Annotated in this window: 18 protein-coding genes and 1 pseudogene; 11 read left to right on the top strand and 8 right to left on the bottom strand. The window is 48.4% G+C overall.

Annotation, left to right across the window (positions count from 1 at the left end):
• Window positions 1-107: 107 nt before the first annotated feature.
• Window positions 108-3,473 carry a HEAT repeat domain-containing protein gene (locus NYE29_RS05970; RefSeq protein ID WP_340894832.1) on the top strand — a complete coding sequence of 1,122 codons (3,366 nt, stop codon included), beginning with the start codon at window positions 108-110 and terminating at the stop codon, window positions 3,471-3,473.
• Window positions 3,474-3,700: 227 nt separating this feature from the next.
• On the opposite strand, the gene NYE29_RS34515 is transcribed toward NYE29_RS05970, so the two are convergent.
• On the bottom strand, window positions 3,701-3,775 hold the full coding sequence (locus NYE29_RS34515; RefSeq protein WP_379146348.1) for a putative holin-like toxin: 75 nt from the start codon (window positions 3,773-3,775) through the stop codon (window positions 3,701-3,703).
• Window positions 3,776-4,104: 329 nt separating this feature from the next.
• On the opposite strand from NYE29_RS34515, the gene NYE29_RS05965 reads away from it, so the two are divergent.
• From NYE29_RS05965 to NYE29_RS05945, 5 genes are all read left to right on the top strand, one after another.
• Window positions 4,105-6,102, top strand: coding sequence for a serine hydrolase domain-containing protein (locus tag NYE29_RS05965; protein WP_076110260.1), 1,998 nt, complete (start codon window positions 4,105-4,107; stop codon window positions 6,100-6,102).
• 32 nt (window positions 6,103-6,134) lie between these two features.
• Window positions 6,135-6,833 (top strand): response regulator transcription factor, encoded by a 699-nt coding sequence (locus NYE29_RS05960; protein ID WP_076110261.1) that lies wholly within the window; start codon window positions 6,135-6,137, stop codon window positions 6,831-6,833.
• Window positions 6,802-8,349, top strand: a complete 1,548-nt coding sequence (locus NYE29_RS05955) for a HAMP domain-containing sensor histidine kinase (RefSeq protein ID WP_144024290.1) — start codon at window positions 6,802-6,804, stop codon at window positions 8,347-8,349. Before NYE29_RS05960 ends, NYE29_RS05955 begins: the two co-directional genes overlap by 32 nt.
• Window positions 8,350-8,557: 208 nt before the next feature.
• Window positions 8,558-10,108, top strand: a complete 1,551-nt coding sequence (locus NYE29_RS05950; protein ID WP_076110263.1) for a glycosyltransferase family 39 protein — start codon at window positions 8,558-8,560, stop codon at window positions 10,106-10,108.
• Window positions 10,109-10,114: 6 nt separating this feature from the next.
• Window positions 10,115-10,360, top strand: a complete 246-nt coding sequence (locus tag NYE29_RS05945) for a hypothetical protein (RefSeq protein ID WP_340894830.1) — start codon at window positions 10,115-10,117, stop codon at window positions 10,358-10,360.
• 67 nt (window positions 10,361-10,427) lie between these two features.
• On the opposite strand, the gene NYE29_RS05940 is transcribed toward NYE29_RS05945, so the two are convergent.
• Genes NYE29_RS05940 through NYE29_RS05930 form a run of 3 tightly spaced genes read right to left on the bottom strand, consistent with a single transcriptional unit; the run spans window position 10,428 to window position 12,147 of the window.
• Window positions 10,428-11,066, bottom strand: a complete 639-nt coding sequence (locus tag NYE29_RS05940; RefSeq protein WP_038585928.1) for a hypothetical protein — start codon at window positions 11,064-11,066, stop codon at window positions 10,428-10,430.
• Window positions 11,063-11,566, bottom strand: coding sequence for a flavodoxin family protein (locus tag NYE29_RS05935; RefSeq protein WP_340894826.1), 504 nt, complete (start codon window positions 11,564-11,566; stop codon window positions 11,063-11,065). The genes NYE29_RS05940 and NYE29_RS05935 overlap by 4 nt, the downstream gene beginning before the upstream one ends.
• An 11-nt stretch (window positions 11,567-11,577) precedes the next feature.
• Window positions 11,578-12,147, bottom strand: coding sequence for a TetR/AcrR family transcriptional regulator (locus tag NYE29_RS05930; RefSeq protein WP_076110266.1), 570 nt, complete (start codon window positions 12,145-12,147; stop codon window positions 11,578-11,580).
• A 183-nt stretch (window positions 12,148-12,330) separates the two neighbouring features.
• Between NYE29_RS05930 and NYE29_RS05925 the strand changes: the two are divergent.
• A pseudogene (locus NYE29_RS05925) lies at window positions 12,331-14,717 on the top strand (GH36-type glycosyl hydrolase domain-containing protein).
• A gap of 274 nt (window positions 14,718-14,991) precedes the next feature.
• Here the strand turns inward: NYE29_RS05925 and NYE29_RS05920 are convergent.
• Entirely contained in the window at window positions 14,992-16,767 is a 1,776-nt protein-coding gene (locus NYE29_RS05920; RefSeq protein ID WP_038585936.1) for an ABC transporter ATP-binding protein, read from the bottom strand.
• The gene (locus tag NYE29_RS05915) at window positions 16,754-18,529 is read right to left on the bottom strand and encodes an ABC transporter ATP-binding protein (protein ID WP_076110268.1); all 1,776 of its coding nucleotides are present in this window, start codon (window positions 18,527-18,529) and stop codon (window positions 16,754-16,756) included. The genes NYE29_RS05920 and NYE29_RS05915 overlap by 14 nt, the downstream gene beginning before the upstream one ends.
• Window positions 18,530-18,773: 244 nt before the next feature.
• Between NYE29_RS05915 and NYE29_RS05910 the strand changes: the two genes are divergently transcribed.
• From NYE29_RS05910 to NYE29_RS05900, 3 genes are all read left to right on the top strand, one after another.
• Entirely contained in the window at window positions 18,774-19,769 is a 996-nt protein-coding gene (locus NYE29_RS05910; RefSeq protein ID WP_340894824.1) for an effector binding domain-containing protein, read from the top strand.
• A 212-nt stretch (window positions 19,770-19,981) separates the two neighbouring features.
• On the top strand, window positions 19,982-20,317 hold the full coding sequence (locus NYE29_RS05905) for a helix-turn-helix transcriptional regulator (protein WP_081965672.1): 336 nt from the start codon (window positions 19,982-19,984) through the stop codon (window positions 20,315-20,317).
• 49 nt (window positions 20,318-20,366) lie between these two features.
• Entirely contained in the window at window positions 20,367-20,915 is a 549-nt protein-coding gene (locus tag NYE29_RS05900; protein WP_076110270.1) for a DUF1700 domain-containing protein, read from the top strand.
• A 35-nt stretch (window positions 20,916-20,950) separates the two neighbouring features.
• Here NYE29_RS05900 and NYE29_RS05895 read toward each other — a convergent pair whose 3' ends face one another.
• Window positions 20,951-21,790 carry an aminoglycoside 6-adenylyltransferase gene (locus NYE29_RS05895; protein WP_340894822.1) on the bottom strand — a complete coding sequence of 280 codons (840 nt, stop codon included), beginning with the start codon at window positions 21,788-21,790 and terminating at the stop codon, window positions 20,951-20,953.
• A gap of 152 nt (window positions 21,791-21,942) precedes the next feature.
• Between NYE29_RS05895 and NYE29_RS05890 the strand changes: the two genes are divergently transcribed.
• Entirely contained in the window at window positions 21,943-22,698 is a 756-nt protein-coding gene (locus NYE29_RS05890) for an aminoglycoside phosphotransferase family protein (protein ID WP_340894821.1), read from the top strand.
• Between the two features lie 23 nt (window positions 22,699-22,721).
• Here NYE29_RS05890 and NYE29_RS05885 read toward each other — a convergent pair whose 3' ends face one another.
• Window positions 22,722-23,882 (bottom strand): hypothetical protein, encoded by a 1,161-nt coding sequence (locus tag NYE29_RS05885; protein WP_340894820.1) that lies wholly within the window; start codon window positions 23,880-23,882, stop codon window positions 22,722-22,724.
• Between the last annotated feature and the right edge of the window lie 145 nt (window positions 23,883-24,027).

Genomic DNA, 24,027 nt, shown 5'->3' with positions numbered 1-24,027 from the left:
GACAATGTCGAAATTTGATGTAAAATTATAGATTTTTTTAAAGGGTATGGATAGATATATATAGAATAAAGTTTGGATGAAACAAGAACAGGTGAAGGAGGGAACTTATGATTTTTAATAAAGGTCCAATGGATAAAAAAAGTCTGCTTAAAGAATTAGACTCACTAGGCTATTCAGACAGGATTCATAAAATAGCTATACTGGGCCGTAATAATCATGGTTCCGCCCGATATTCAAAATTGCTCGGGTCATTACTGGAAGGCGGTGTCTATGAGGCACAGTTAGCTTTAGCGGGGGCTATTGCCACACAGGATGCAAAGATTATTGTGTCAGCGTTAAAGCATCCTATGGCTACTATTAGAAATCAGGCAGCCGGTCTTCTGGCCAAGGTGGCTTCAGATATTGATATTGAACGTGAACTTCCGGAGCTATCCCATGATTGCCGCCGCAAAGTATTGCGCAGTATTTCATTTATTAATCGTCAAGAATTGGCGGAGCGTTTACTGCCTGTGGTGTATGCCCGGTGGGGGGCGGAGGAGGCCTCTATTCTGCTGCCTGCATGTTCTAAGAAAACGGTCAGTAAATGGCTTGCAGAGATTGGATATATCGTTGTGAACTGGAAAAAATTAGCCAGCCGTCATCTTGATGCCGTTGCGGAGTATTTTAAAACAACGTTAGAAGGCACCCCCCTTAGGGAAAAGGGATATGTGTGGTGGAGATTTTCTGCAGCTATCGAAGCTTTATGCCATGTAAAGCCGGATTTCATTCTCGAATGTGCCATGAATCATGGACCCATGGGTATTATCCATCCTGCGCTTAAAAAACATCTGGGTACTTTAGTCCGAATCCATCCTGAAGCAGTGTATAAGCTGCTAACCCGGAAGGAGTCACGAAGCGATCTGATCTCTCATGGTGTGCCGGATGGCATTTTAAAAAGAAAAAATTATTTGTCCATAGAGCAATGGATTGAATTAGCCAGGCTGCTTGCAGATAACCCCATACATATAGCGAAATTACTTGGGTGTATGGCTCCTTCAAAGCGTAAGGCGATTTTTGAGTCGGTCTATGAAGAGGACAAGCGTAAAGCACGGATTTTTCCGGAGACATTACTGTATCAGTTACCGCATACATTACGCGACAAGGAAGCAACCCGAATGCTTGGTCTGCGTGAAATCTATGACAGCCGGGACAAAACGGTTAGGATTTCGGCTTGCCGTTCTATTCATCATTCAAGAGAGCTGCTTGAAAAAGCGGCATATGCCTCTAATGCAGACGAACGCGCAATGGGACTTGTGCAGCTGATTAAGAGTACTGCGTTATCAAGACAAGGTATGAATGAAACTTTGGTGTATTTGGGCCGCATCAAAAATGATCAGGATCCTGTACGCTCTGCAGTGATTAGAGAGCTCGCAAACAGCCCGGCATCTATGTTTACGGATGAGAATGTAAAGGAACTTACTTTACTCGTTGATAGTATTATTGGGGCTAGAGATACTTCCTATGCTACAAGGCATGCCACTCAGGAATTAGCATTTGTGATTATGCGGTTTAATGCAGTAAATCCCGGAAGTGAGATCTTTAAGTTCGCTTTAAGCACGATTGTAAAGTTAGCCAAGCAGAGCGGACAGCTTACCCTTCCATCCTTCCAGGAGAATATACCCCGGGGTATAGAAGAGCGTTTATTTGAAGTGATTTATCCGCTGGCAGTGGCGGCAAATCAAAGGGAAGACTACAATTTGGTGATCAGCCTGGCGAACTCCTTTGGAAAAAGAGGCTTTGGCATCTCCAAACTTCAAAATTTACTAAGCGATGCGGTGAAGGAGAAAACAGCTTCTATCGCAGTACGGGCGGCAAGACATTGGCTTGCAGATCCTAAAACACGGGATGAGAGAGTCAGAGAATTATTAACCCTGGATAAATCGTTTATTACCGTAAATGAAGTGTTCCTGCATCTGCATCTGAAACGTCAAGAATGGCTGGATCCATTTATTTCGGGTGAGGTTATTTCGGGCAGGTTTTTAACGGGGAAAACCATTCATGTTGTGCCGGCTACGGATGGGTTCCATAGGTGGCTGCCGCGTCAGCAACAATCTTTTAGAACCTCAATAGAAAGCATTGCGTCAGATGCCAAACGCAGTTTTTATGAACGTTCAACAGCTATAAAGCTAATGGCAAGAATGCCTGAGGTCAGTCCGGATAAGCTGGTAAAGTATTTAAAAGATAAGGAAGTAGCTGTAGTAGAAGCTGCACTTTATGCACTTTCATTGTTGGAAGAACCCGAAAAGGCACTTCCCGTTCTACTGGAGAATTTGGATGGAGACAGAGCCCGTGTAGCCATGTACTCGATACCCAGATGCATTCGTAGAGTGAATCCGGCTGTATTGACTTCAATACTTAAAGAACTGTTAAACCGGGACAAACTTAAAATCACTGTCAGAAAAGAGACCATCCGGTTACTGGGTGCTTATAGAAGCAGTGACAGCATTCCGCTATTGATGAACGAGTTTGAAAAGCCTAATGCACATAAAGATGTAATCATTGCCATAGGGCATGCAGCGAGACAGCTTTTAGATGATGAATGCGGATGGAAGATTTTAAGCAACATGGCCATTTCATCACAAAGTGATATTGCGAAAAGTGTACTATTGCAACAACCCAATGAACTTCCGGTAAACTATAGATCCCGGTATTTAGAATTAATCATTAGAATTGCCGGTCATACAGATCCGGATGTTGGAAGATTTGCTTTGAACAGTATGATACGTTGGACAAATGGACATGAAGAAATCATTGCGGCTGCCGCTGCAAAGGTTATTCTGGATTTAGAAGATAACGCCAGATGGAATATTGCAATGAACACGCTGACAGAAACATGCCGTGATGGCAAGGTCAATGAGAGGGTAATTGGTGTGTTTAAGGATTTGACCAGTGTTGAAATTATTGAGGAATGGAATGCTAATGCCAAAAGAGATTTGCCTCATCGGCAACGGCTGTTGAAATTTGCTGACCAACTGACCTCTTTGCCAAAGAACACACGCGTAAACCTCGTGCCTCTGTATATGGGTATTATTGACTGTCTGGCAGCGGATGAGACCTTAAAGCAGGTTGTAATGAAATTGTATGTAGCCTCAATAGATTGGAATAATGTTCAGGAATCCGTTGCTTACCTAACTAAAATAGTTCATTGCATTTCAAATCAGCCACATCGTTTAGGCGATGCCTATAAGCAGGTTGCACAAAATTTAAAAGACAGCAAAGGCTACTGGAATCCAGAAACCCTATTAGAAATTGTAGATGTCATAGGGTCGGAAGATTGTTATGAATCTCAGTTTATTGGACTTTCATTGCTTGAGGTTGCAGGAAGTGTTTTATTGTGGAGTCCGGATTGTGCCCGGCTTTTAAGATTATATAGAAATCATACGAACCTTGAGATTCGTTCCCTTGCGTTAGACATTTGGACAGCAATCGATTAATTATGGAAAAAGAAAGCGTAAGAAGAGTGGCGTTGTTTCACATGGAAAGTGTGGAGTGTGGATTGAAATCCCCTCTTGCCATGTTATAATAAAAGCAGAACAAGCGTACAATGCAAAGAGAGCCGTGCTGCCAACACGACTCCCCATGCAATAGCCGCTTCTAAGGGCGGTAGGCCTCAACAAACAGGATACGACAGATAGACCGCATGCCTTTGTGAGGGGGCGGTCTATTTGCGTTTATTGGACAGCAGCGCTACGATAAGCGAACCAAAGGTTAGCATAATCATCATTGCTTCAAACACTGTCACAAGGCATCCCTCCCTTCTTAGAGAGGTAGCCGACCGACCCTTTAAGCCTATTCTATTGCTTCTGCGATTATATCATGATGCTTTATAATTAGAAAGATTGCGTTAGGTAATACTTGGGTAATTATAGTATGGTTTTCCGTAAATGGATAAGGCCATGAATTTCTACGTCAGTAGAGCTCATGGCCTATTTCGATTTCGCAGTTATTCGCCGGATTGCGCATTGTGCGCGGCTTTATTTTTCCTTTAGATTTATACCGCTTTTTTCTCCATGTTGCCGCTGTATCATGGTCCTATAAGGTCTTAATAGAGACAGGAGTGGGAGCATGAGAACAGGGTTATTGATGAAAATAGGGCTGGTGGTGGCGATTTTGGCGCAACCAGTGGCGATGCAGCCGCAGTCTGCGCAGGCACAAGCGATGAAGGTGCAGCCGAAGGAGGCGCAGTCGCTATCGTCTGCAGCGGCCACCTCGCCGGAGCAGCATGAGGAAGCAGCCGCTTCCGCGGAACGGGAGCGCTTCGAGCAGCAGACCGATGAATTTATGAAGACAGCGATGGACAAGTACCATGTGCCGGGCGTAACTTTGGCGGTGGTCAAGGATGGCGCTGTCTTGCTGGAGAAGGGCTACGGCTATGCGGATGTGGAGGCCAAGGTGCCGGTAGATCCGCTCAAGACCCGTTTCAGCATCGCTTCGGTCTCCAAGGTTTTTACGGCTACAGCAGCCATGCAGCTGGCGGAGCAGGGGAAACTGGACTTGGCGGCGGATGTGAACCAGTATTTGCCGGATTCGCTGCAAGTAGACAACTCTTACAAAACTCCGCTAACCATGAAACATTTGCTGACCAATACCGGGGGATTCGCCAATGCCGAACAGCGCAAAGGGGCTTGGTCGAACACGGTACCGGAGCAGCGGGTTCCGCTGGAGCAGACTCTGCAAAAGCTGCTGCCGCCGCTGGTGAGGGCACCGGGAGATGCGGTGCAGTATAGCAATGAAGGCTTCACCCTCGCCGGATATATTGTGGAAAGAGCAAGCGGCCTGTCTTACGATGACTATATCCGCCAGCATATTTTTGCTCCTCTACATATGGACAACAGCTTGACCTATCTTACGCCGGAGCGTTTGAACCAGCAATTGGCCCAGGGATATTCTTACGATAAGGGGTTTGTCAAAATGAAGCAGGGAGAGGTTTTGACCTACCCCGCTGGCTCTATCTGGTCAACCGCTGACGATATGGGCAAGTTTGTATTGGCCCATCTGCAGGGTGGGGGCCAAGGGGAGAACGCGATTTTACAACAAGACACCGCCAAGCAGATGCACTCGCTGCAATATTCCGTGCATCCCCTGATGCCCGGTTATGCCTACGGCTTTTTTCAAAACTACAAAAATCCTGCCATTCTGGTTCACCCCGGAGATACGGAGGCTTTTTCCAGTCTGATATCTGTCATGCCGTCCAAGGGACTCGGGTTTTTCATCGGCTGCAACTCCCAATACGAAGGAGACGACGGGACCTTCCGGGATGCCTTTGAGGAACAGTTCTACTCCTTTTTCGGAGTAAGTCTGGATCAGCCGCTGGCCGAATCGACCGGGGAGGCGCCGGAACCCGCTGCAAGCATTCAAGCCTACGCGGGTACATACGCTATGGTGATTAGCGAGGGACTGGGCCCGGGGGTTTCCAAGCTGCGTTACCAGATGGTTACACCAAGAGTGACCGTCAGTGAGCAAGGGGCGGTTACCCTGAAATCGGCGGGTGAGGCGCTGAACGGGCAATATACACAGATTGGCAAGCAGATTTTTTACAATAAAAAGGTCAATAAATATCTTGTGCTTAAAGAAGGGGAGGGCGGGAGCAAATATGCCGTGCTGGATACTACAGTGCCCTTCCAGGCGTTTGTTAAGCTGAATCCCTGGAAAGCAGGGGCCGGAGGATTGGCTTGGAAAGTAGCGCTGGCTGGCGCATTGCTGGGTCTTATAGCGGGAGTGATTGCCATTTGCAGACGCAAAAAATCGGGACCCAAGCGGATGAGCCTGCGGCACAGGCTTCCTGCCTATCTTATTGCTCCGCTTATTCTTGGTACGGCGGTAGTTACGATGTTGGGCGTTTTCTCCGAAAGCCGTGCGGTACAGGGCCACTGGCTGCTTGCCGCCAACCTCCTTGCAGCGGGAATCGCAGCAGGCATAGCGTGCTCGGCTGGATTTGCGGTAAAATATGGGCGAAGCAAAAAACTGCATCTCCTTGACGCAGCGGTCATACTGGGAATGGGACTGGCCGGAGCGAGCGGAATCTTTTACATGTATCTGATGAAGCTGCTGCTTTTTGCATAGAGGAGACAGGGAACGAAAGGCGGCTGGCCGAGATGTGCGCCCGGATTTTAATTGTGGATGACGACCGGACGATTGTGGAATTTTTATCAATATTTTTGGAGCGGGAAGGGTACAGCATTTCGTCCTGTTATGATGGGGAGAAGGCGCTGGAACACATTCGGAATGAGGTCTTTCAGCTCATTTTACTGGATATTATGATGCCGGTCATGAATGGTTTTGATCTGATTGGGCGGATTAGGGAAATCTCGGAGGTTCCGGTAATTTTCCTGACCGCCAAGGATCAGCAGGAGGATAAAATCAGGGGATTCATTGCCGGCTGCGATGATTATGTGACGAAGCCTTTTGATCTGACGGAGCTTTCCTTGCGAATCTCAGCGATTTTAAAGCGCAGGCCGGCGGCTGCAGAAAAGACGGCTGTAGCCCCGGGGGAGCTGCAGATTAAGGATATCACTCTGTTGCCGGAGGAGCATGTAGTGTCCAAAAATGGTGTGGAGATCAACATGACGCCAAAAGAATATGGGATATTGCTGCTGCTGGCCAGGAATAAGGGCCGGGTGTTTACCTCACGCGATATTTATGAGCTGGTCTGGGAGGATACCTACCTGGAGAGCGACAACACCGTGCTTACCCATATCCGTAATCTGCGGGAAAAGCTGGGGGATACCGTCAAAAATTCCAAGTACATCAGAACGGTCTGGGGTGTTGGTTATAAAGTGGACAAAGAAGCTTAAAACAGGGCTAGTCGGGGAACTGGTCCTGATTTTTATTCTGTCACTGGCAGCCACGCTGGTCGCAGTTTCGTTGACAGCCCATTTCCTGAAAGGCTCGGCATTATTTTATCCGGCGCAGACCGATACGGAGCGGATGATGAGCTACAGGGAGAAGGTTGGCAATCCGCTGGCGGCTTGGCTGGAGGCCCGGGCAGGCGAGGCGGCTATTCCCCATCGGCTGGAGCAGGAGCTGCGGGTCAAGTTTCCCTTGGACTACAATAAAAGCTTTAGGGCCGCAGAGGAAGTAGTCGTGTCTGTGGTGAATGGGCAGGGGGAGCTGCTTCAAGCCAATTCGCATGTTGTCATTGTCCGCTCCGGGGAGACATTGCCGGGGGGAAAGGCGTTGCTGTCTACCGCAGATTATTCCCCTGCGCCGGGGGCTGGAGGTTTCGTGATCGGCAATCCCGAGGAGGAGCAGGTCTACAATATCGTTTTCTTTTCACCAAAGGAAGGCATCAACATCAGCTATAACAACGGCTCCGGCACAAAATTGCAGGAAACGCGGAAGCTCGGAAACGGGCTCTATCTGGTGGCTGCAAGCACGATTACTTATACAGAGAGTCCTGTATCTTTGCTGGGTGTTGTTGTGTTTTTGCTGCTTTTTTATCTTGGTGTCCGGGGGAGAATCCGGTATATGCATACTCTCGAACGGGGCACGCATACGCTGTACGCGACTGATTTTCAGGCTCGTATCCCGTTAAAATACAACAACGAGCTTACCACCATGGCTACAGCACTGAATGATATGGCCGAGCAAATCGTCGCAAGCCGGAGCAAGGAGAAGGATTTTCTGCTCAATATTTCCCATGACCTGCGCACGCCGTTAACTTCCATCATGGGTTTTCTCAGTTTGCTCAAAGAGAAATCATATGGCAGTGAGCTGGAAAGGGAGCGGTACGTCGAGGTTCTGGAGGAGCGGACCGGGTACTTAAAGAAGCTGATTGATGAGTTTTTTGAAATTTCGAAGCTGAAATGGAAACCGCCGGTGATAAATAAGAGCAGGGTGAATATGCAGGAGCTACTGCGCCAGGTTGTGGAGGGGTACCATCCCCAAAGCAGGGACACGCATATTGAGCCGGTTCTGCTGCTCCCGGATCAGGCGGTTTATGTGGAGGTGGATGCTGACCTTTTCGTCCGGGTGCTCGAAAATCTGTTGTCTAACGCCTTCAAATACAGCCGCGCAGATACGGAGCTTGTCATCCGCCTCCGGGAACCGGTGGCAGAGAGCCGCCGCCAACTCCTGGTGCGGCTGGAATTGTGGAGCACGCCGGCCCAAGCGATGGACAGCGCGGAGCTGCAGCGGTTGTTTGAACGGTTCTACAAGCGGGATTCGTCGCGGGCTGGCGAAGGCGCGGGGCTGGGCCTATCCATTGCTGCCGAGATCATCAGGCTGCATGGGGGTAAGCTGGACGCGCGGATCGAGGGAGAACGCCTAGGGATGATTATTGAACTGGAGCGTTCGCCATGCAACAGCTGAACTACATGAACGCTGGAAGACGCTCGGGGAATTGCTCCCCGCAGCGTCTTTTTTTTTGGATACACAGGCACTATAGGGCTTGTGATAGGCGGGGGACTTCGACCCTCACGATTTTCATTGGATATTCAGGTTGGGTGTTTATAATACGTCTATGAATCGGGGCAAGAGAATATAAAGCTGTGAAACTATTACGCATAGGAGGTTTTCCATGGTAAGGGGAACTCAAAGAATACTGTATATCATGCTTGCTTTCTGTATTGGACTTTTTATCGCATCCTCCTTTTTTATCCGGGCAAAGTATACCTACTCTGTGTACGGTGACACCACGGTTCTGGAGAAACAACAATGGGTTCTGTTTATCCTGGCGGCCGCGGCCGTTCTGGCTGTAAGCTTTGTGCTGTACAGAATGTGCTTAAAGCTTAACCGGTACAGCAGGAAAATCGTAATTCCGGCTGTGCTGCTGTTTTCGTTTGCGATCCAGCTCGTGATCATTTTCCTGTTTCCCCGGATGCCGACGGATGATTCGCAAACGGTGCTGTCGCTGGCGATGGATATGCTGTATGAACAGGATTATTCCTCTTTTCAAACGGGGGGATATCTGTATATGTTTCCGTTTAATTTCTCCATGGTCCTGTACCTGAAAACATTGCTGTTCTTATTTCCGGATAATTATCTGGTGATTAAAATATTCAACATCCTGTTCTCGCTCGTTACAACGTTAATGGTCTATTTGCTGTATAAAGAGCTTAATGCCCGGTCGAAAGAAAATGATTATGGGGTTTTGATAATTGCCGCAACCTATATTCCTTCCTTGTTCATGAGCAATTTTATATATAACGATGTGATTGCTACAGCTTTTCTGACCAGCGCTTTATATTTTGCCGTCAGGTTCCTCCGAAGAATGTCCATGAAGGATATCCTGCTGGCTGCCATCCTGCTGGCTATCGGTAACTATTTCAGAAGCACCGGGATGATCTTTCTGATCGCAGTCCTGATCTGCCTGTTCTTCAGCATCCGGACCCTTGGGCTTAAGAAGGCATTAGCTTCTATAGGCATAACAGTATTGCTGTTCAATGTGCCCGGCTGGACCCAGAATGCTGTACTGCAGGCAACGCATGTCGTAGATGAGCCGGTGAACAAGAATTCCGCTCCCGTCTATATGTGGCTGAATATGGGCATTAATCTGGAGACCCTTGGGTTCTGGGACAATCAGCAGAGCTACAATATATACCAGAGAGAGGCAAACTATAATAAAACGGACAGCGTAGAGCTGTTCAAGGCATCCATCGGCGATAAGCTCTCTGAGGCCAGTCTGGGTGAACTCGCGGAAATGTATTATAAAAAGCTGGTGTGGACCTGGACAGAAGGGACGTACCAGATGGAGAGATACGGCATTGGAAATGACGGATCGTCCAGAAGCGGAGGGAGAGCGGGGTTTGTGATGGACCGCTATAGTTATACTACCTTTGCCACGGATTTGTTTAAAGGAGATTCGAAGTATAGAAGCGGTCTGCTCTGGGTGCTGTACGTCCAGAATTTCCTGATGTATGGCTTTATTCTCATTCGTTTGATAGGCGGCATAAGGGCTAAAAGGTTTGAGGAAACCTCTTTAATTCTGGTGGTTCTGGGTTTTATCGCATTCTATCTGCTATGGGAAATAAAGTCCCGTTATATCTATCCGGTGTATCCGTTATTGATCGTGCTGTCGTACATGGGATTCAAAGACGTATATGATTATATGTTGAACAGAAAGAGGTGATTGAAGATGCGAACCAAGAGATACTCAATCTTCTTGCTTGCAGCAGTGCTGGGTTGTTCACTGGTGCTCACCTCATGCGAGGCCATAACCGCTCAAAAAATCACAAAAACGGACTCCGGCTCAAGAATGAACGGGTTCCCGGGAGTGAACGGCGGCACGGACCGGGGTGGGGCCGGCCAGGGAACAAAGGGTGGAGGTCCGGGAAGAAGCGGCAGTCAAGGGACGGACGGCGGGCAAGGCGGGAGACAGTGAGCACTCCCTGCCTTGTACTGTCCGCTGCGGGAGGCCGCTGAAGTCTCAAGCGTGATCCCAAGGCCAGCTATAGGGTTCTTCGGATGTCCTTCTTCTTCAGGCCGTTCTTCTTGGCGGTGGCGTTCCAGAAAGAGTGGGTCGCGGCAAACTTCCAGGCGAAGCGCGGGAAGTTTGGACTGAAGAGCATAGATTCATCTATACTTTGCGAATGTACATTATGAGCCAGGCTTTCCATTGCCTTGCCCAGATTCTTAAGCGGGCCCGTTCCAAGGGGAACCTTCTCGATAAAGTCCATCATTTCACCGGCGCCTTGACCGAGACCCTGCCCGAAAATTAGACCGGAACGGATGCACCAGTTCTGAATGATCTCAAGGGCAATGTGATTCTGCTTCCCTTCAAAAAAACCATTATTCATCAGGGTATAAACGTAAATATCCTTCTCACGCCGCGTTTTCATGTATTCCTCAAGGGTAACAAGCATTCTGAATAGATGTGACGGGACTCCATCCACATAAAGCGGGAAGGCAATAATCAATATATCCATGCCGCACAGTTCGCTGTATTGCCCGGGGGTCAGCGGTTTTTTGTTAATGTTATAATGGGTGATTTCATGCCCGGTGCTTATGAGCGGCTCCAGTGTCTTCAGCAGGTGGTCTGAATTGCTTTTTCGTAGCTTGGGGCTTCCGTTGATCATTGCGATGTTCATGCCAGTACCTCCTTGACGGCTTGCAGCCCGTTATGAAAATAGACCGAATTCCCTGAGGAATACAAATTTAAGCTATTTGCTGCGACCAGTTTTTGTGCTGTTCCCTTCTCGGCTTCAGTGATGTCTTCACCGTAAAAATGCACGGTCAGGGCAAATTCATGGTCATAACGGTTGCGGTGATGGGTTTCACCGTTTTTGGTTACAAAATAAGGCAGCACGTAGGAAATGCTCCGGTTCAACACATTGAGGATGAAAGGACTGTAGCTTCCATATTCACATTTACTGATAATCGTCAGTTCATCGCATTTCGAGAGAAGTTCCCCCATGTTGTTATAGCCGTCCTTCAGAACACAGACTCCAGGCGTCCGGATCCAGCACCCGAAGCAGCCGATACAATGACGGATAGTACCATTGTCCGAGATTACAGTTACGTCGGGGGTGTTGTCTTCAACCAATGCCGCAAATTGTTGCGGATCCAAGTCGTGAATAATCATTTTCATGGGTTATCCTCCTAAAATACAGGTTTGAGCGTAAAGATATCCCGCCAATCTCCGGAATACCGGACCCCGTTATTGGTGAGCAGTGAGGCCATTCCGTGCACCATTGACCATAGGGCAACCAGCTGCTTCGCATATTCTTCTTCCGGCAGGCCAAAGCTCTCAAACAACTGATAGGCTGTTGTGCGGAATAGAGCAAACGGCGGATAATTATCCGAATTATAATGGTCCAGGTCAATGGTGATGTCCGAATGGTAGAAAAGAAATTGAAAATACTGCGGATGGTCAACGAAAAAGTCAATGTAGGCCTGCCCCAGCAAGGAAATCGCCTCCTGAGTGCCCTCCTTTCCGTGAATGGATGTACGCAGTGTGTCCATAAATTGCGCAGTGACATGCTCGCCCATAGCGTAAATCAATTCGTCAATATTCTTAAAATGGCTGTACGGTGCGGTATGGCTGACACTGCATTTCGCTGCGACCTTGCGCAAGGAAAAGCTCTTCAAACCATCTTCATTAATAAGTGTGATGCCGGCTTCTATAAGCTGATTTCGCAGATTGCCGTGGTGATAGGGTTTGTCTTTCATGTGATGGATGCATCCTTCCATTAATCTTAGCGCTGTAAAGATTGTAGCATATAATCTTTACAGTGTTAAGATGTAAAATCAGTTTTAGAATACAGCTGTGTCAAACTCCGCGTTTATGACAACCGTTCTTGCGATAAGGTATAATTTAGGAATTATAGCTGGTGAAGAAAGAGAGGCACGGAAATGATAAGAGCATCAGAAAATCATGAGTATGTCGAGTTGACAAGTCCTACAATGCTTCCAAAGGCTTCGGGGTTTTTGTGGAATGAGAAGATGATGATTCATATGAACTGCCGCGGGTATGCCGTAGCCCAGTTTATGCAGCCGGAACCCGCCAAGTATTCCTATGCGCCGAATTTGGAAGCCAAGACGTTCATGCAGCCGGAGCAGCCTTATTATGCACATCATCCCGGCCGGTTTGTCTATGTAAAGGATGAGGAGAGCGGTGAAGTTTTCTCTGCGCCGTATGAACCTGTCCGCGTGCTTCCTGATCAGTACACCTTTGCTGTAGGCAAACACAATATCAGCTGGAAGATAGCAAGCGGCGGCATCGGTATCGAAATGAGCTTGAGCCTGCCGAAAGAGGATGCCATGGAGCTGTGGCGCGTGAAGGTAACGAACCGTTCGCCGAATAAAAGAAACATAAGCATCTATCCCTACTTTACCGTAGGCTATATGTCATGGATGAATCAATCCGGAGAGTACAAGAAAGATCTGCAGGGAATTGTAGCTTCCTCCGTTACCCCTTATCAGAAGTATCAGGATTACGACAAGATCAAACATCTGAAAGACCAAACCTTCCTGCTTGCCGATCATGAGCCTTCCGCATGGGAAGTTAATCAGGAGGCCTTTGAAGGCGAAGGCGGTATAACATCACCGTCAGCCATCAAGCAGGAAACCTTATCCAAAGGGGAGGCCCGCTATGAAACGCCTGTTGCAGTCCTGCAGTACAGAATAAATCTGGACCCGGGGGAAGAGCGGGAATACCGGTTTATCTTTGGTCCGGCCCGCGATGAGCGGGAGGTTGCCCAAATCCGCCAGCATTATTTTCTGAACTGTGATTCCAGTGGTAAGGATGGGTTTGTTCTAGCAGAACGGGAGTACGCGGATTACATAGAGGAAGGCAGAGGTTGCCTTACGATCACCACTCCTGACGCCGATCTGGATAACTTTGTGAACCATTGGCTGCCCCGGCAAATGTATTATCATGGCCAGACCAACCGCCTGACGACAGATCCCCAGACCCGTAACTATCTGCAGGATAATATGGGGATGAGTTATATTAAGCCGCAGGTGGCAAGAGAGGCTTTCCTGACAGCTGTAAGCCAGCAAAATGTAAGCGGAGCCATGCCGGACGGTATTATTTTGCATGAGGGTGCTGAACTGAAATATATTAATCAGGTTCCGCATACGGATCATTGCGTCTGGCTGCCTATTTGCCTCAGTACCTATCTGGATGAAACGAATGATTATTCCATCCTGGACGAGAGGGTTCCTTATGCAGGTGGAGAGGAGAACGGAACTGTATTTGAACATATTAACCGGGCCATGCACTGGCTTATCCATGAGCGGGATGAACGGGGACTGAATTATATCAATCAAGGCGATTGGTGCGACCCCATGAATATGGTTGGCTACCAGGGGAAAGGGGTTTCCGGATGGCTGACGATAGCTACGGCTCATGCATGTATGATCTGGGCTGAACTCTGTGAACATAGCAGCCGGCCGGAGTTCAGCAACGAGTTCCGTTTGGCGGCGGATGAAATGAATGCTGCAGTCAACACCTACTTATGGGATGGCGACTGGTATGCAAGGGGAATAACCGATGACAATGTGGTCTTCGGCATCAGTGCAGATCAGGAAGGCCGGATTTTCATTAACCCCCAGGGATGGGCGCTGCTCAGCGGGCTGCCGATGAAGTGAAGCAGGAGAAGCTCATCCGGGCGGTCAGAGAGCAATTGGAAACCCCGTACGGTGTGGAGAAGCTGGCACCCTCCTATACCTCAATGCGCGAGGATGTGGGCAGAGTCACGCAGAAGCACCCGGGAACGGCTGAGAATGGAGCTGTATACAATCATGCGGCTGCCTTTTATATCTACGGGCTGTATGCAGTAGGAGAGAAGGATGATGCGTACCGGCTGCTGCGCAAGATGATCCCGGGACCGGACGCGGAGGATCTCTTCCGGCGGGGCCAATTGCCGGTCTTTATTCCGAACTATTACCGTGGCGCCTATAGACAGTTTCCGCATACAGCCGGACGTTCCAGTCATCTTTTTAACACGGGAACAGTTCCGTGGGTATATCGCTGTCTGATTGATGGCCTGTTTGGATTGCAGGGGAATCCGGCGGGACTGCAATTTAAGCCGCAGCTTCCGTCCGCTTGGCAGGGAGTGAAGGTGAAGCGCAGCTTCAGGGGCGCAGAGCTGCATATTGATATGAAGCGGGAACCGGGCGTTCAGACAATAGAAGTGTATGTTGATGGCCGTTTGATTGAAGATGGCATCCTGAAGGATCTGAAGCCAGGTCTGGACTATACCGTGCTGGTAAAGATCCCGTCCGTGAATAACTAGTGGAAGCTGAAAATACACAGAGGGTGCTTCCCAGCCGTTTGCTGGCCGGGAAGTAGTCCTTAGAATTAGGAAGCTCAGGTTGCGTAAGCAGCCTGAGCTTATATTGGCGGGACTCTGCCCCCCGCCTGCATATCCCCATATGCTTTCAAAGCTTTGCCGATAAATTCTGCTGCTCCTACGCCGTGGGTTTTAGCGAATAAAAAAAATCCCTTCCAGGTTCATCCTGAAAGGGATTATGACAGCTATAGAATAATGTCTGAGTTTGATTTAGTGGCTATGCTTCCATCTTCTGCGCCGTATAAAGCCGGTAATAGTGGCCCTTGCGTGCTATAAGCTCGTCATGCGACCCGCTTTCCGCGATGCCTTTGTTTGCGACATACATAATGCGGTCGCAGTTTTTTACGGTGGACAGGCGATGCGCGATAATGAACGAGGTGCGTCCCTTAAGCAGCTCATTGAGGCCCTTCTGGAGCAGACGTTCAGTTTTCGCGTCGATTGAAGAAGTCGCTTCATCCAGGATCAGAATGCGCGGATCAGCCAGCAGTGTTCTGGCGAACGAAATGAGCTGCCGCTGTCCTTGCGAGAGCTTGGAGCCACGTTCATTAACCTCGGTCAGGTAACCCTGATCAAACTCACGGATGAATTCGTCGGCACAAACGGTCTTGGCCGCAGCGATCACTTCTTCCTCAGTAGCATCGAGTTTGCCGTAACGGATATTATCCAGGATGGTCCCGGAGAAAATGAAGCTGTCCTGCAGCATGATCCCCATCTGGCTGCGAAGGGACTTCAGCGTAACCTGCGAGATATCCTGTCCGTCCATAAGAATCCTGCCGCCGGTAAGATTGTAGAAGCGGGAGATCAGATTGACGACCGTTGTTTTGCCTGCGCCTGTCGGCCCCACCAGGGCGATGCTTTGTCCTGCCAGAACATCAAAGGAGATGTTCTCCAGAATGTTAAGCCCTGGATCATAGGCGAAGGTTACGTTGTCGAAGGTGACGTGGCCCTGTACAGGCGGCAGTGTCTTCGCATCCGGAATATCGCTGACGGTAACCGGCTCATCCAGCGTTTCGAAGATACGCTCCAGGTAGGCGACGGCATTGATAAAGTTATTGTACAGGTTCGAGAGATTCAGAATCGGCTGCCAGAAGCGGGCGGCATAGCTGCTCATGGCAAGAATCACACCAAAGGTGACATTTACAGGGTCCAGCGTCAGGAGACCCACCAGAAAGATCATCGTTGTAACGATGGTGCTCAGGTTGTCGACGCTAAACGGGATCAGCATGTTGAAACGCACCGCTGTTATCCATTCCTTGCGGAAATTGCCGGCCAGACGCGTGAAAATTCCCTCATTGCGCTGTTCACGGTTGAACATTTGGGTGACGCCGATGCCGCTGATGCTTTCCTGCAGGTAGGCGTTCAGATTGGAGCTTTTGTTGGACACCGCCTGCCATGCCCGGCGCTGCCGGGTTTTGATCAGCAGCATGATGCCGAAGAATACGGGCAGTCCTGCCAGGATAACGAACGAGAGCCGTACATCGACAGCGAACATGAATGCGGCAATAAAGACCAGATTCACGATTTCCAGAACAAAGTTGATAATACCGTTGGACAGCACATCCGAAACCGAATTGACGTAATTCACGACCCGGATCAGGATTTTGCCCTGCGGCCGGTCATCATAATATTTGAAAGGCAAATCCTGCAGATGCTTAAACAAATCCGTGCGGATGTCAAAAATAATGTCCTGTCCGACGCTTGTCATGATGCGTGAGCGATAGGTAGCCAGAATAACACTGACCACGATGGTCACAAGCATCAGCGCGGACCAGCCCAGCAGCGGAAGTTTGGCTTTGGCGGGAATGGTCACGTCGACGACATGCTGCATGATCAGAGGAGCGGACAGTGAAATGGCCGCTGAAATCGCGCTGAGCACAAACGCAAAGATCATGGGCTTTTTCTTCCGTTTGATATACACCATTGCACGACGGAAGTGTTTGATATTAAACGGCGATTCCAGATTCTCATCGACGTCGAATTTATTCCTTGCCATTAGCGGTCACCTGCCTTCCAATACCCTCATTCTGCAGCATAAACACATCGTAGTAGTAGCCCCGTTTCGCCAGCAGCTCGGCGTGGGTACCCTCTTCAATCAGGCGTCCGCCATCCAGAATGAGAATGCGGTCAGCCTGCGAGGTAGTAGACACCCGCTGCGCGATAATGATCTTCGTGCAGGGATAGTCCAGATCGCGCAGACTTTTCTGAATGTGTTCCTCCGTCTCAAGGTCAACGGCAGAGGTCGTATCGTCCAGAATCAGAATAGGACGGTGGACCGCCAAGGCCCGCGCCAGCGCAATACGCTGCTTTTGTCCTCCGGACAGTCCAACCCCACGTTCCCCGACAACGGTGTCATACCCTTCGGGCATTTTGGAGATGAAGTCGTGGGCAGCTGCAAGCCCGGCATAGGCCATGGCCTCTTCCTCCGGAAGATCGGGGTCGCCATAGGCGATGTTGCCGTCGATGGTATCGGAGAACAAGAGTACATCCTGGGTTGCCATGCCGATATTGTCGCGGAGCTCATCAAGCTCAAGCTGGCGGACATCCACGCCGTCTACCAGCACACGTCCTGCGGATACGTCGTAGAAGCGGGGGATCAGGTTGATGATTGTCGTTTTGCCCGATCCCGTCGAGCCCATGATCGCTATCGTTTCACCGGGTTCAACTGTAAAGCTGACATCGTCCAGCACGGTAGCGCTATCATATTTGAAGCGCACCTGATCGAACTCAATGCGGCCTTCGTAACGGCGTTTCTGTATGGACTTATGTTCGTTTACAATATTAGGCCGGGCATAATAGATGTCGATGATTTTAGTCAAGCTGGCAAAAAAGCGCTGAATGTCGTTGATAATAATCCCAATGTTGCGCATCGGGTTGGATATGGCCCAGATGAGCGAAGAGAAGGCAGCGAATTCACCAAAAGTGATCCGGCCTTCCATAAGGAACAGCCCGCCAGCCAGCATCAGGATGACGTTGAAGCCCTGAGCGAAGGATTCCAGATAAGGAAAATAATCAAGCCATACCAGGGCAGCCTTTTTGTTAGCTGTTGAATAGTTGACATTCTTCTCTGTGAATTTTTCGATCTCGAACTCCTCGCGGGCGAAAGCCTTGACTACACGGTTGCCTGAAATATTCTCCTGTGTAGTGGTGTTAAGCTGGGACAGCCGCTCGCGCAGGTCAATATACATTGGACGGACGCGTTTGGCGAAGATGAAGGCCACGATAAAAATCGGTGGCGACAGGATAAGCATCCACAGCGTCAACTCCGCATCTATCGTGAAAAAATAGATAACGGCAGCAAGGAAAATCGTTAACGATTCGATGATCGTCTTGAAAATCCATGCCATGGAGTGCCGGACCATGTCCAGATCGCCGGTCATCTTGGTCATGAGGTCGCCGGTGCGGTTATGGTCGTAATATTCCCTGTCCTGTCCCTGAATCTTGTTGTACAAATAAATACGGATGTTGTACATCATGTTCTGCGAGGACTTTTCGTACTGCATGGTTGTCAAATAAGCAAGACCCGTGCGGAGCAGGGAAAAGCCGATCATGCCCAGGCAGAGCGCGATCAAGAGCCCCCGCTCTTGTGTGAGATTCTGCTGCGCATTATCGCCGGCTATGAACGTGTCGACAATGCGCTGACTGATGTACGGATTCACGATCGTAAGACTTGAGCCTACCACCGAGAGGCAGAGCGCCAGAATGTACCGCGTACGGTTTCCCTCCAGGTTCTGCCACAGCCATTTTAGTTCGAACATCTAATCACCTGTTTCTGAATGTTCTTTCACTCTTGCTGGAAAAAGAATGAATAAATCAAGGTGATTATAACATTATCAAACGGCCAAGTATCGGCTACTGGAATATTTTCTTGTTACAATCAATTGAACTCTTTCGAAGGGGGTTTGATTGATTTTGCGGAATTAGAGAAGGAACGGGTTGAATATGGGTCCTTGACTTTGACGTCGCGTCGCACTTTACAATGACCCTGAGAGGAGGAGTCGCATGGAGCTTCAGACCATTAGCCAGATATCCAAAAGCTTTAAGCTCTCTACGCGCACCTTGCGCTACTATGAGCAAATCGGACTGATCCAAAGTACAAAGGTAGCGGAATATGCATACCGGACCTATGATGCCCAAACGGTGCTGCGTCTGCAGCAAATCGTGGTGTTGCGGAAGCTTAGGATTCCACTAAAGCAAATCATTGTGATTCTGGAGAGCAAGGATTCGGCGGAAATCATCGCAACGTTTGAACAGAACCTGAAGCAGGTAGCGGATGAAATTACAGCGCTCTCTACCATACGCACCATTCTGAACACGTTCATCGTCCGACTGAATGAAAGTACTCAGCTGAATCTGAAGCGGAATCTGCTAGATGATGTGTCCATCCTGCCGCTGTTCGACTCCTTAATCACAAGCAAAATCCATTTCAAGGAGGACAAGACGATGGAGGATTTAAATCAGGCGAACGACCGGCTGGAGAAGCTGACGGACAGGGAGGTGCGGATTCTTTATTTGCCGCCGATGTCGGTAGCCGCACTGCACATTATTGGGAAGACAGCGGAGCTTGAGGGGAAGGAACCGATTTATGAGTTTATTCAAAAAAACAAGCTGCCGCAGATCAAGCCGGATTTCCGTCATATCGGGTTCAATCATCCGGATGGGCAACTGCCAGATGGGAGTGATCATGGCTATGAAAGATGGATCACCATTCCGGATGAGCTGTCAGTGGAGGCACCCTTTGTCAAGAAAACCTTTGCCGGTGGCCTCTATGCCGCCCATATGATTCCCATGGGAGCTTTCGACGAATGGGAGCGGCTTGGCGAGTGGGTGAAGAACAACGAAATATACGAGTATGCGGGAGGAGATCCCGAATACATGAGCGGTCTTTTGGAGGAACATCTGAATTACATCCACAAGTACATGCTTGCGGCGGATGACAGCACGATCCAGTTGGATCTGTTGATGCCGATCAAAGAAAAAGTGCGTAAAAACGTATAGGCGTATGATGTAAAACCATATTGAGATATTTGCTGGAATCTATAATGTAGAAGAGATGGCTGCTAAACTCATTAGGCAGCCTCTCTTCTTTAGTTATCTTGAAACCGTTATCATTTGTTGTTTGGGGTAGTCATAGAAAAACAGGAAAATAAAGTTTGTTCACTAGTGTACGCCGCACAGTACTGTGTGGTATTATAGTAGTGTAAGGGGGGATGGCTTTGGATATGTCGGAATGGATTTCTCAGGTGCGCCGGGGGCTGCTGGAATATTGCATCCTGCAGCTGATCAGCAGCCAGCCCCGTTACGGTTATGAGCTTGTGACGGCGCTGGGTCAATGGGAGGTGCTGGCCGTTAATGAAGGTACGCTTTATCCTCTTTTGCGGCGGCTGCTTAAGGAGAATTATTTAGAAGCTTTTTGGAAGGAATCGGAGACTGGTCCGCGCCGCAAGTATTATTCGCTCACCCCGCCTGGACGCGAGCTGCTTGCTTCCATGACAGAGGAATGGAGCAAGGTTGTAGGTGCTATCGGGCAAATTCAGCTGTATTGATTAGGTAATCAGGTGCGGCAAATACATGTTCAGTTGGAGGGAAACACAAATGGAAACAAACTCGAATGATTATCTGCGCAGGTTTTATGAGGCATTGGATTTTTTGCCTGAGGAGGAACGGGTAGATGCTGTCCGGGAAATTGAAAGCAGCATAGCCGACGGCATGGCGAGCGGCCAGCCGGAGGCGGTCATATTAGCTCGACTTGGCAATCCGCGCAAGCTGGCCAAGGCTTACCAAAGTGAATATATGATGGGCCGGGGCAGGAGCCTGTCGCTGAAATCCCTGTGGCAGATGGTGACTTTTTATTGCACTACCGGATTGCTAAGTATCATGATTATTCCGATCCTGGCTACTATCGCTTATGGCTTTGGCTTTAGCGCAGTTTTGATCTTGCTGGCAGGGGTGATCCGCAGCTTCGGCGTTTCCTGGATCAATATGAACCTGGGTAACGGCTACGAAGTTCCCTACGCGTGGAGCATCCCTGTTGCCCTTCTGTTCAGCCTGTTTGTTGGTGGAATTGCCTTCATCAGCCGCAAATACTTGCTGATCTATATGAAGTTTCTCTCCAGGCAATACAGCCGGCTGATTCCCCGCTAAACAGCAGGAAACACCGGTTGCCAAGATCATGATCCCTAAGCCTCTGAGTCTATTCTGTTATGAAAGTATGCAGTAATCTGCGCAGCTATTTTGTCAGGGTACTCAATACCCTTAGCCTTGCATATTTCTGCCGCGTCCACTTGAAATAGGGCTATGCTTTTTTTGACAGCAGCTTCTAAATCTTGAAATTCTGCAGTTGTATAATAGGCTTTCAGATGTTCTTGCTTCTCCTCGGGCACACAAAGTTTTACTTTGCTCTCCCAAGCACCCCAGTCCAGCGTATCATACCAGCTTAACAACAGGTCTACATGCGAATGGAACAACACATCCATGTTCTTGATGATTTTAAATAAATCCTTTCGCTTAAAGTATTTAATCAACATCTCTGTATGTAACCAGTAAGTATCCATAGCCCTTACAGTGTCGGGAAGATTATTATCTGTACGATAACCCTGATCAAGGAATGCTGCTGTTTCACCGGCTCTGTCAAAAATAAGCTGATCTCTTGTACAGCCTTTGCAATGCTGCCTGCACATCCATTCTTCAGGATAATCAGCGTTAATAATGAAGAAATCGAACTGGTGCAGCTGGCTGCCTATACGAAGCACACTACAGTAATTTTTGAAATACTCATTATTAAAGCTTTCGCCCCAAAAAATTAAAAGCTCATCTGAAGCAGCGGCAAGAACTGTGGGCACATCTGCGGCAAAAGATTCAAAGTCCTTATCCGCTACCAGAAAAACAGGATCATAATCCGAATAAATATCTTCTGCCCCTCTGCTGATCGACCCATAGTGCCAGCCGCCTTTGCAGCGCTGATCTTTTTTTAAAATCTCTACGACTTTGTTAAAGGCTGCTTCCAGATCCTTGTGCATAAAAAAACACTTCCATTCTTGGTTTATGCTGCCATAATACCACGACCTGCCCCGGAATTATTGCACTATTCCAACCTGTTGTTGTTCATTTCAATCATCTAAAATTGTCGTGTTTTTCGAAAAAATTAATATGAAAAGGCAGTGTGATCTAAATGAAATATGGGAAGATCATTGGTGAGGGTAATACGGCGACCGTATATGAATGGGAAGAAGGGAAAGTGCTTAAGCTTTTCGCCTCGGGTTATCCCCAAAGTGCTGTGGAAACAGAGTTTCAAAACACCAGAATGATCAATGATTTGAGCTTTGCCAAAGCAAAGGCCTATGAAATGATTAGCTGCGAAGAGCGCATGGGCATTATATATGAGAAAGTGGATGGTGAATCCCTGTTGGATTGGGTTTTGAGGACAGGCGACCTTCAGGGCTGTGCTGAATATATGGCAAGACTGCATAAGACAATTCTTCAGAACAAAGTCAGTGATGTATTGAATTACAAAGAATTTCTAAAATATCATCTATTAAATGTTCCGTCGTCTAAAAGAATGGATCACGGACAAATATGCGGGATTCTGGATAAACTTAAGGATGGAGACACCCTTTGCCATGGCGATCTTCATCCCGGTAATATATTGCTCGTAAGCGGGCAGCCCGTTGTTATTGACTTCATGAACGTGTGTCATGGAGATTTACTATATGATGTGGCTAGAACAGTGTTTTTGGTACAGTATACTCCCGTCCCCGAAGCTGCTGACGACCGGGAGATGCTGTTGCGGTTCAAAAAAAAACTGGCCGATTTATATCTTAACGAAATGAATATTAGCCGGCATATGATAGAAGCTTATCTGTCCGTTATTACCGCGGCGAGAGCGGGAGAGTGCCCCGACGAACAGCCGGGGGAGCACTCTTCATAGTCTACTGGCGGTCAGGTTCATTACTAACTCAGCTTACCGTTTCGCCCGGTTATTGCCTCTTCTAATTCCTTATATTCACTAGACTGGGAGTCCACATTGCTTCCTGACAGTCTGAGCTTCTTCAAATGAGGGAGGTTCAGGAGTAGGCTGGGATCCGAAAATGAGGTTTTGCATAAATCCAGTGTTTCAAGCCCGGTCAGGGTGGAGATGAATTCCCATGATTTTGGCTTGAGCATAGTCAGATCCAGGTTGATTAACGACGACATCCCGGTCAGTGCTTCCAGATTCTTTACTTTGGTTCCCCATATCCAAAGCAGCTCCAAATGGGGGAATTGCTCCCGTATGCCTTCGATGGAATTCAGTTTTGTTTTTTCCAGATACAATGTTTTTAGGTTTGGACAAATCCCCATTTCTTGAAAACTCTCCACAGATGAGCCTCTAAGCCGTATTTCCTCAATGCTGTCATGCTGGTAGAAGGGACTTAGATCACTTGCGGCAGCAAAATTAGCGTCCAGAACCTTCAGTTTCCTCAGCTGTGAAACATATGAAAGATCCACAAGCTTTTTAGGAGCGATCAATCTGATTTCCTCTACATTTGGAAAAACCCTGAAAGAATCCAAGCTTTCCAGCTGGCAGGTTTGCCCTCCCAAAGCAACCTTCTTCACACCCGCGGCGGGTGCAAAGCCTGGTACAGCCTCAATCTCATCAAAGCTCATACTGATAGTCTCCAGGCTGTCCGGGAGAACGGTTTGACTGTCATAATTATGCTTGGAGAAACTGACCGACTTTAAGGATTTAAGAGGGGACAGCAATTGATCGGGCAGCGTGTGCTGGACATAGAACATTTGCAGAGATTCCAGATGCTCAAGCCGGGAAAGGGCCTCTATATTCTTTTTAATCGTTGTTTTACTTATAAAGCTTAGATGTTCCAGACTCGTGGCGGAGTCCAGGCCGGCAAGGTCAGGCAGGGTCAGCCTGGAATTTGTGGTTCCGAATTCAAGCTTCTTGAGATTTGCGAATTCTTTTAAAGGCTCGTAGGTTGTGATCTGTTTGACCTGGAGAAGTTTCAGTGTGTCCAGCTCATAAATGGAGCGGGGCTGATGAAACCATGCGTACTTTTTATAGTTCTCGACGTATGAAGCTGCTTCGTCTGCAAGGGCAGCTTTTGACTTGGCGTAATCCATTTCACGGCCTCCTAGCAAAATAAAATGATATAAACAGATATTGCTAACTTAGCATACGGCCTCTCCTATAACAAATCACACGATGCCGGATCCGCTGATCCTGCCGAGACCCGGCGGGCCTCAACTTTGTATTTGTGATAAACTG

Source organism: Paenibacillus sp. FSL M7-1046, from assembly GCF_038007405.1.
In the GTDB taxonomy this organism is placed as follows: domain Bacteria; phylum Bacillota; class Bacilli; order Paenibacillales; family Paenibacillaceae; genus Paenibacillus_AQ.
Note: the sequence above shows the minus strand (reverse complement) of the source record. Positions and strands in the feature narration are given on the sequence as shown.

Bases quoted from the DNA above. Each gene is read 5' to 3' on its own strand.
- NYE29_RS05970 (WP_340894832.1), top strand. From the start codon at position 108: ATGATTTTTAATAAAGGTCCAATGGATAAAAAAAGTCTGCTTAAAGAA.
- NYE29_RS05965 (WP_076110260.1), top strand. From the start codon at position 4,105: ATGAGAACAGGGTTATTGATGAAAATAGGGCTGGTGGTGGCGATTTTG.
- NYE29_RS05960 (WP_076110261.1), top strand. From the start codon at position 6,135: ATGTGCGCCCGGATTTTAATTGTGGATGACGACCGGACGATTGTGGAA.
- NYE29_RS05950 (WP_076110263.1), top strand. From the start codon at position 8,558: ATGGTAAGGGGAACTCAAAGAATACTGTATATCATGCTTGCTTTCTGT.
- NYE29_RS05945 (WP_340894830.1), top strand. From the start codon at position 10,115: ATGCGAACCAAGAGATACTCAATCTTCTTGCTTGCAGCAGTGCTGGGT.
- NYE29_RS05940 (WP_038585928.1), bottom strand. From the start codon at position 11,066: ATGAACATCGCAATGATCAACGGAAGCCCCAAGCTACGAAAAAGCAAT.
- NYE29_RS05935 (WP_340894826.1), bottom strand. From the start codon at position 11,566: ATGAAAATGATTATTCACGACTTGGATCCGCAACAATTTGCGGCATTG.
- NYE29_RS05930 (WP_076110266.1), bottom strand. From the start codon at position 12,147: ATGAAAGACAAACCCTATCACCACGGCAATCTGCGAAATCAGCTTATA.
- NYE29_RS05920 (WP_038585936.1), bottom strand. From the start codon at position 16,767: ATGGCAAGGAATAAATTCGACGTCGATGAGAATCTGGAATCGCCGTTT.
- NYE29_RS05915 (WP_076110268.1), bottom strand. From the start codon at position 18,529: ATGTTCGAACTAAAATGGCTGTGGCAGAACCTGGAGGGAAACCGTACG.
- NYE29_RS05910 (WP_340894824.1), top strand. From the start codon at position 18,774: ATGGAGCTTCAGACCATTAGCCAGATATCCAAAAGCTTTAAGCTCTCT.
- NYE29_RS05905 (WP_081965672.1), top strand. From the start codon at position 19,982: ATGGCTTTGGATATGTCGGAATGGATTTCTCAGGTGCGCCGGGGGCTG.
- NYE29_RS05900 (WP_076110270.1), top strand. From the start codon at position 20,367: ATGGAAACAAACTCGAATGATTATCTGCGCAGGTTTTATGAGGCATTG.
- NYE29_RS05895 (WP_340894822.1), bottom strand. From the start codon at position 21,790: ATGCACAAGGATCTGGAAGCAGCCTTTAACAAAGTCGTAGAGATTTTA.
- NYE29_RS05890 (WP_340894821.1), top strand. From the start codon at position 21,943: ATGAAATATGGGAAGATCATTGGTGAGGGTAATACGGCGACCGTATAT.
- NYE29_RS05885 (WP_340894820.1), bottom strand. From the start codon at position 23,882: ATGGATTACGCCAAGTCAAAAGCTGCCCTTGCAGACGAAGCAGCTTCA.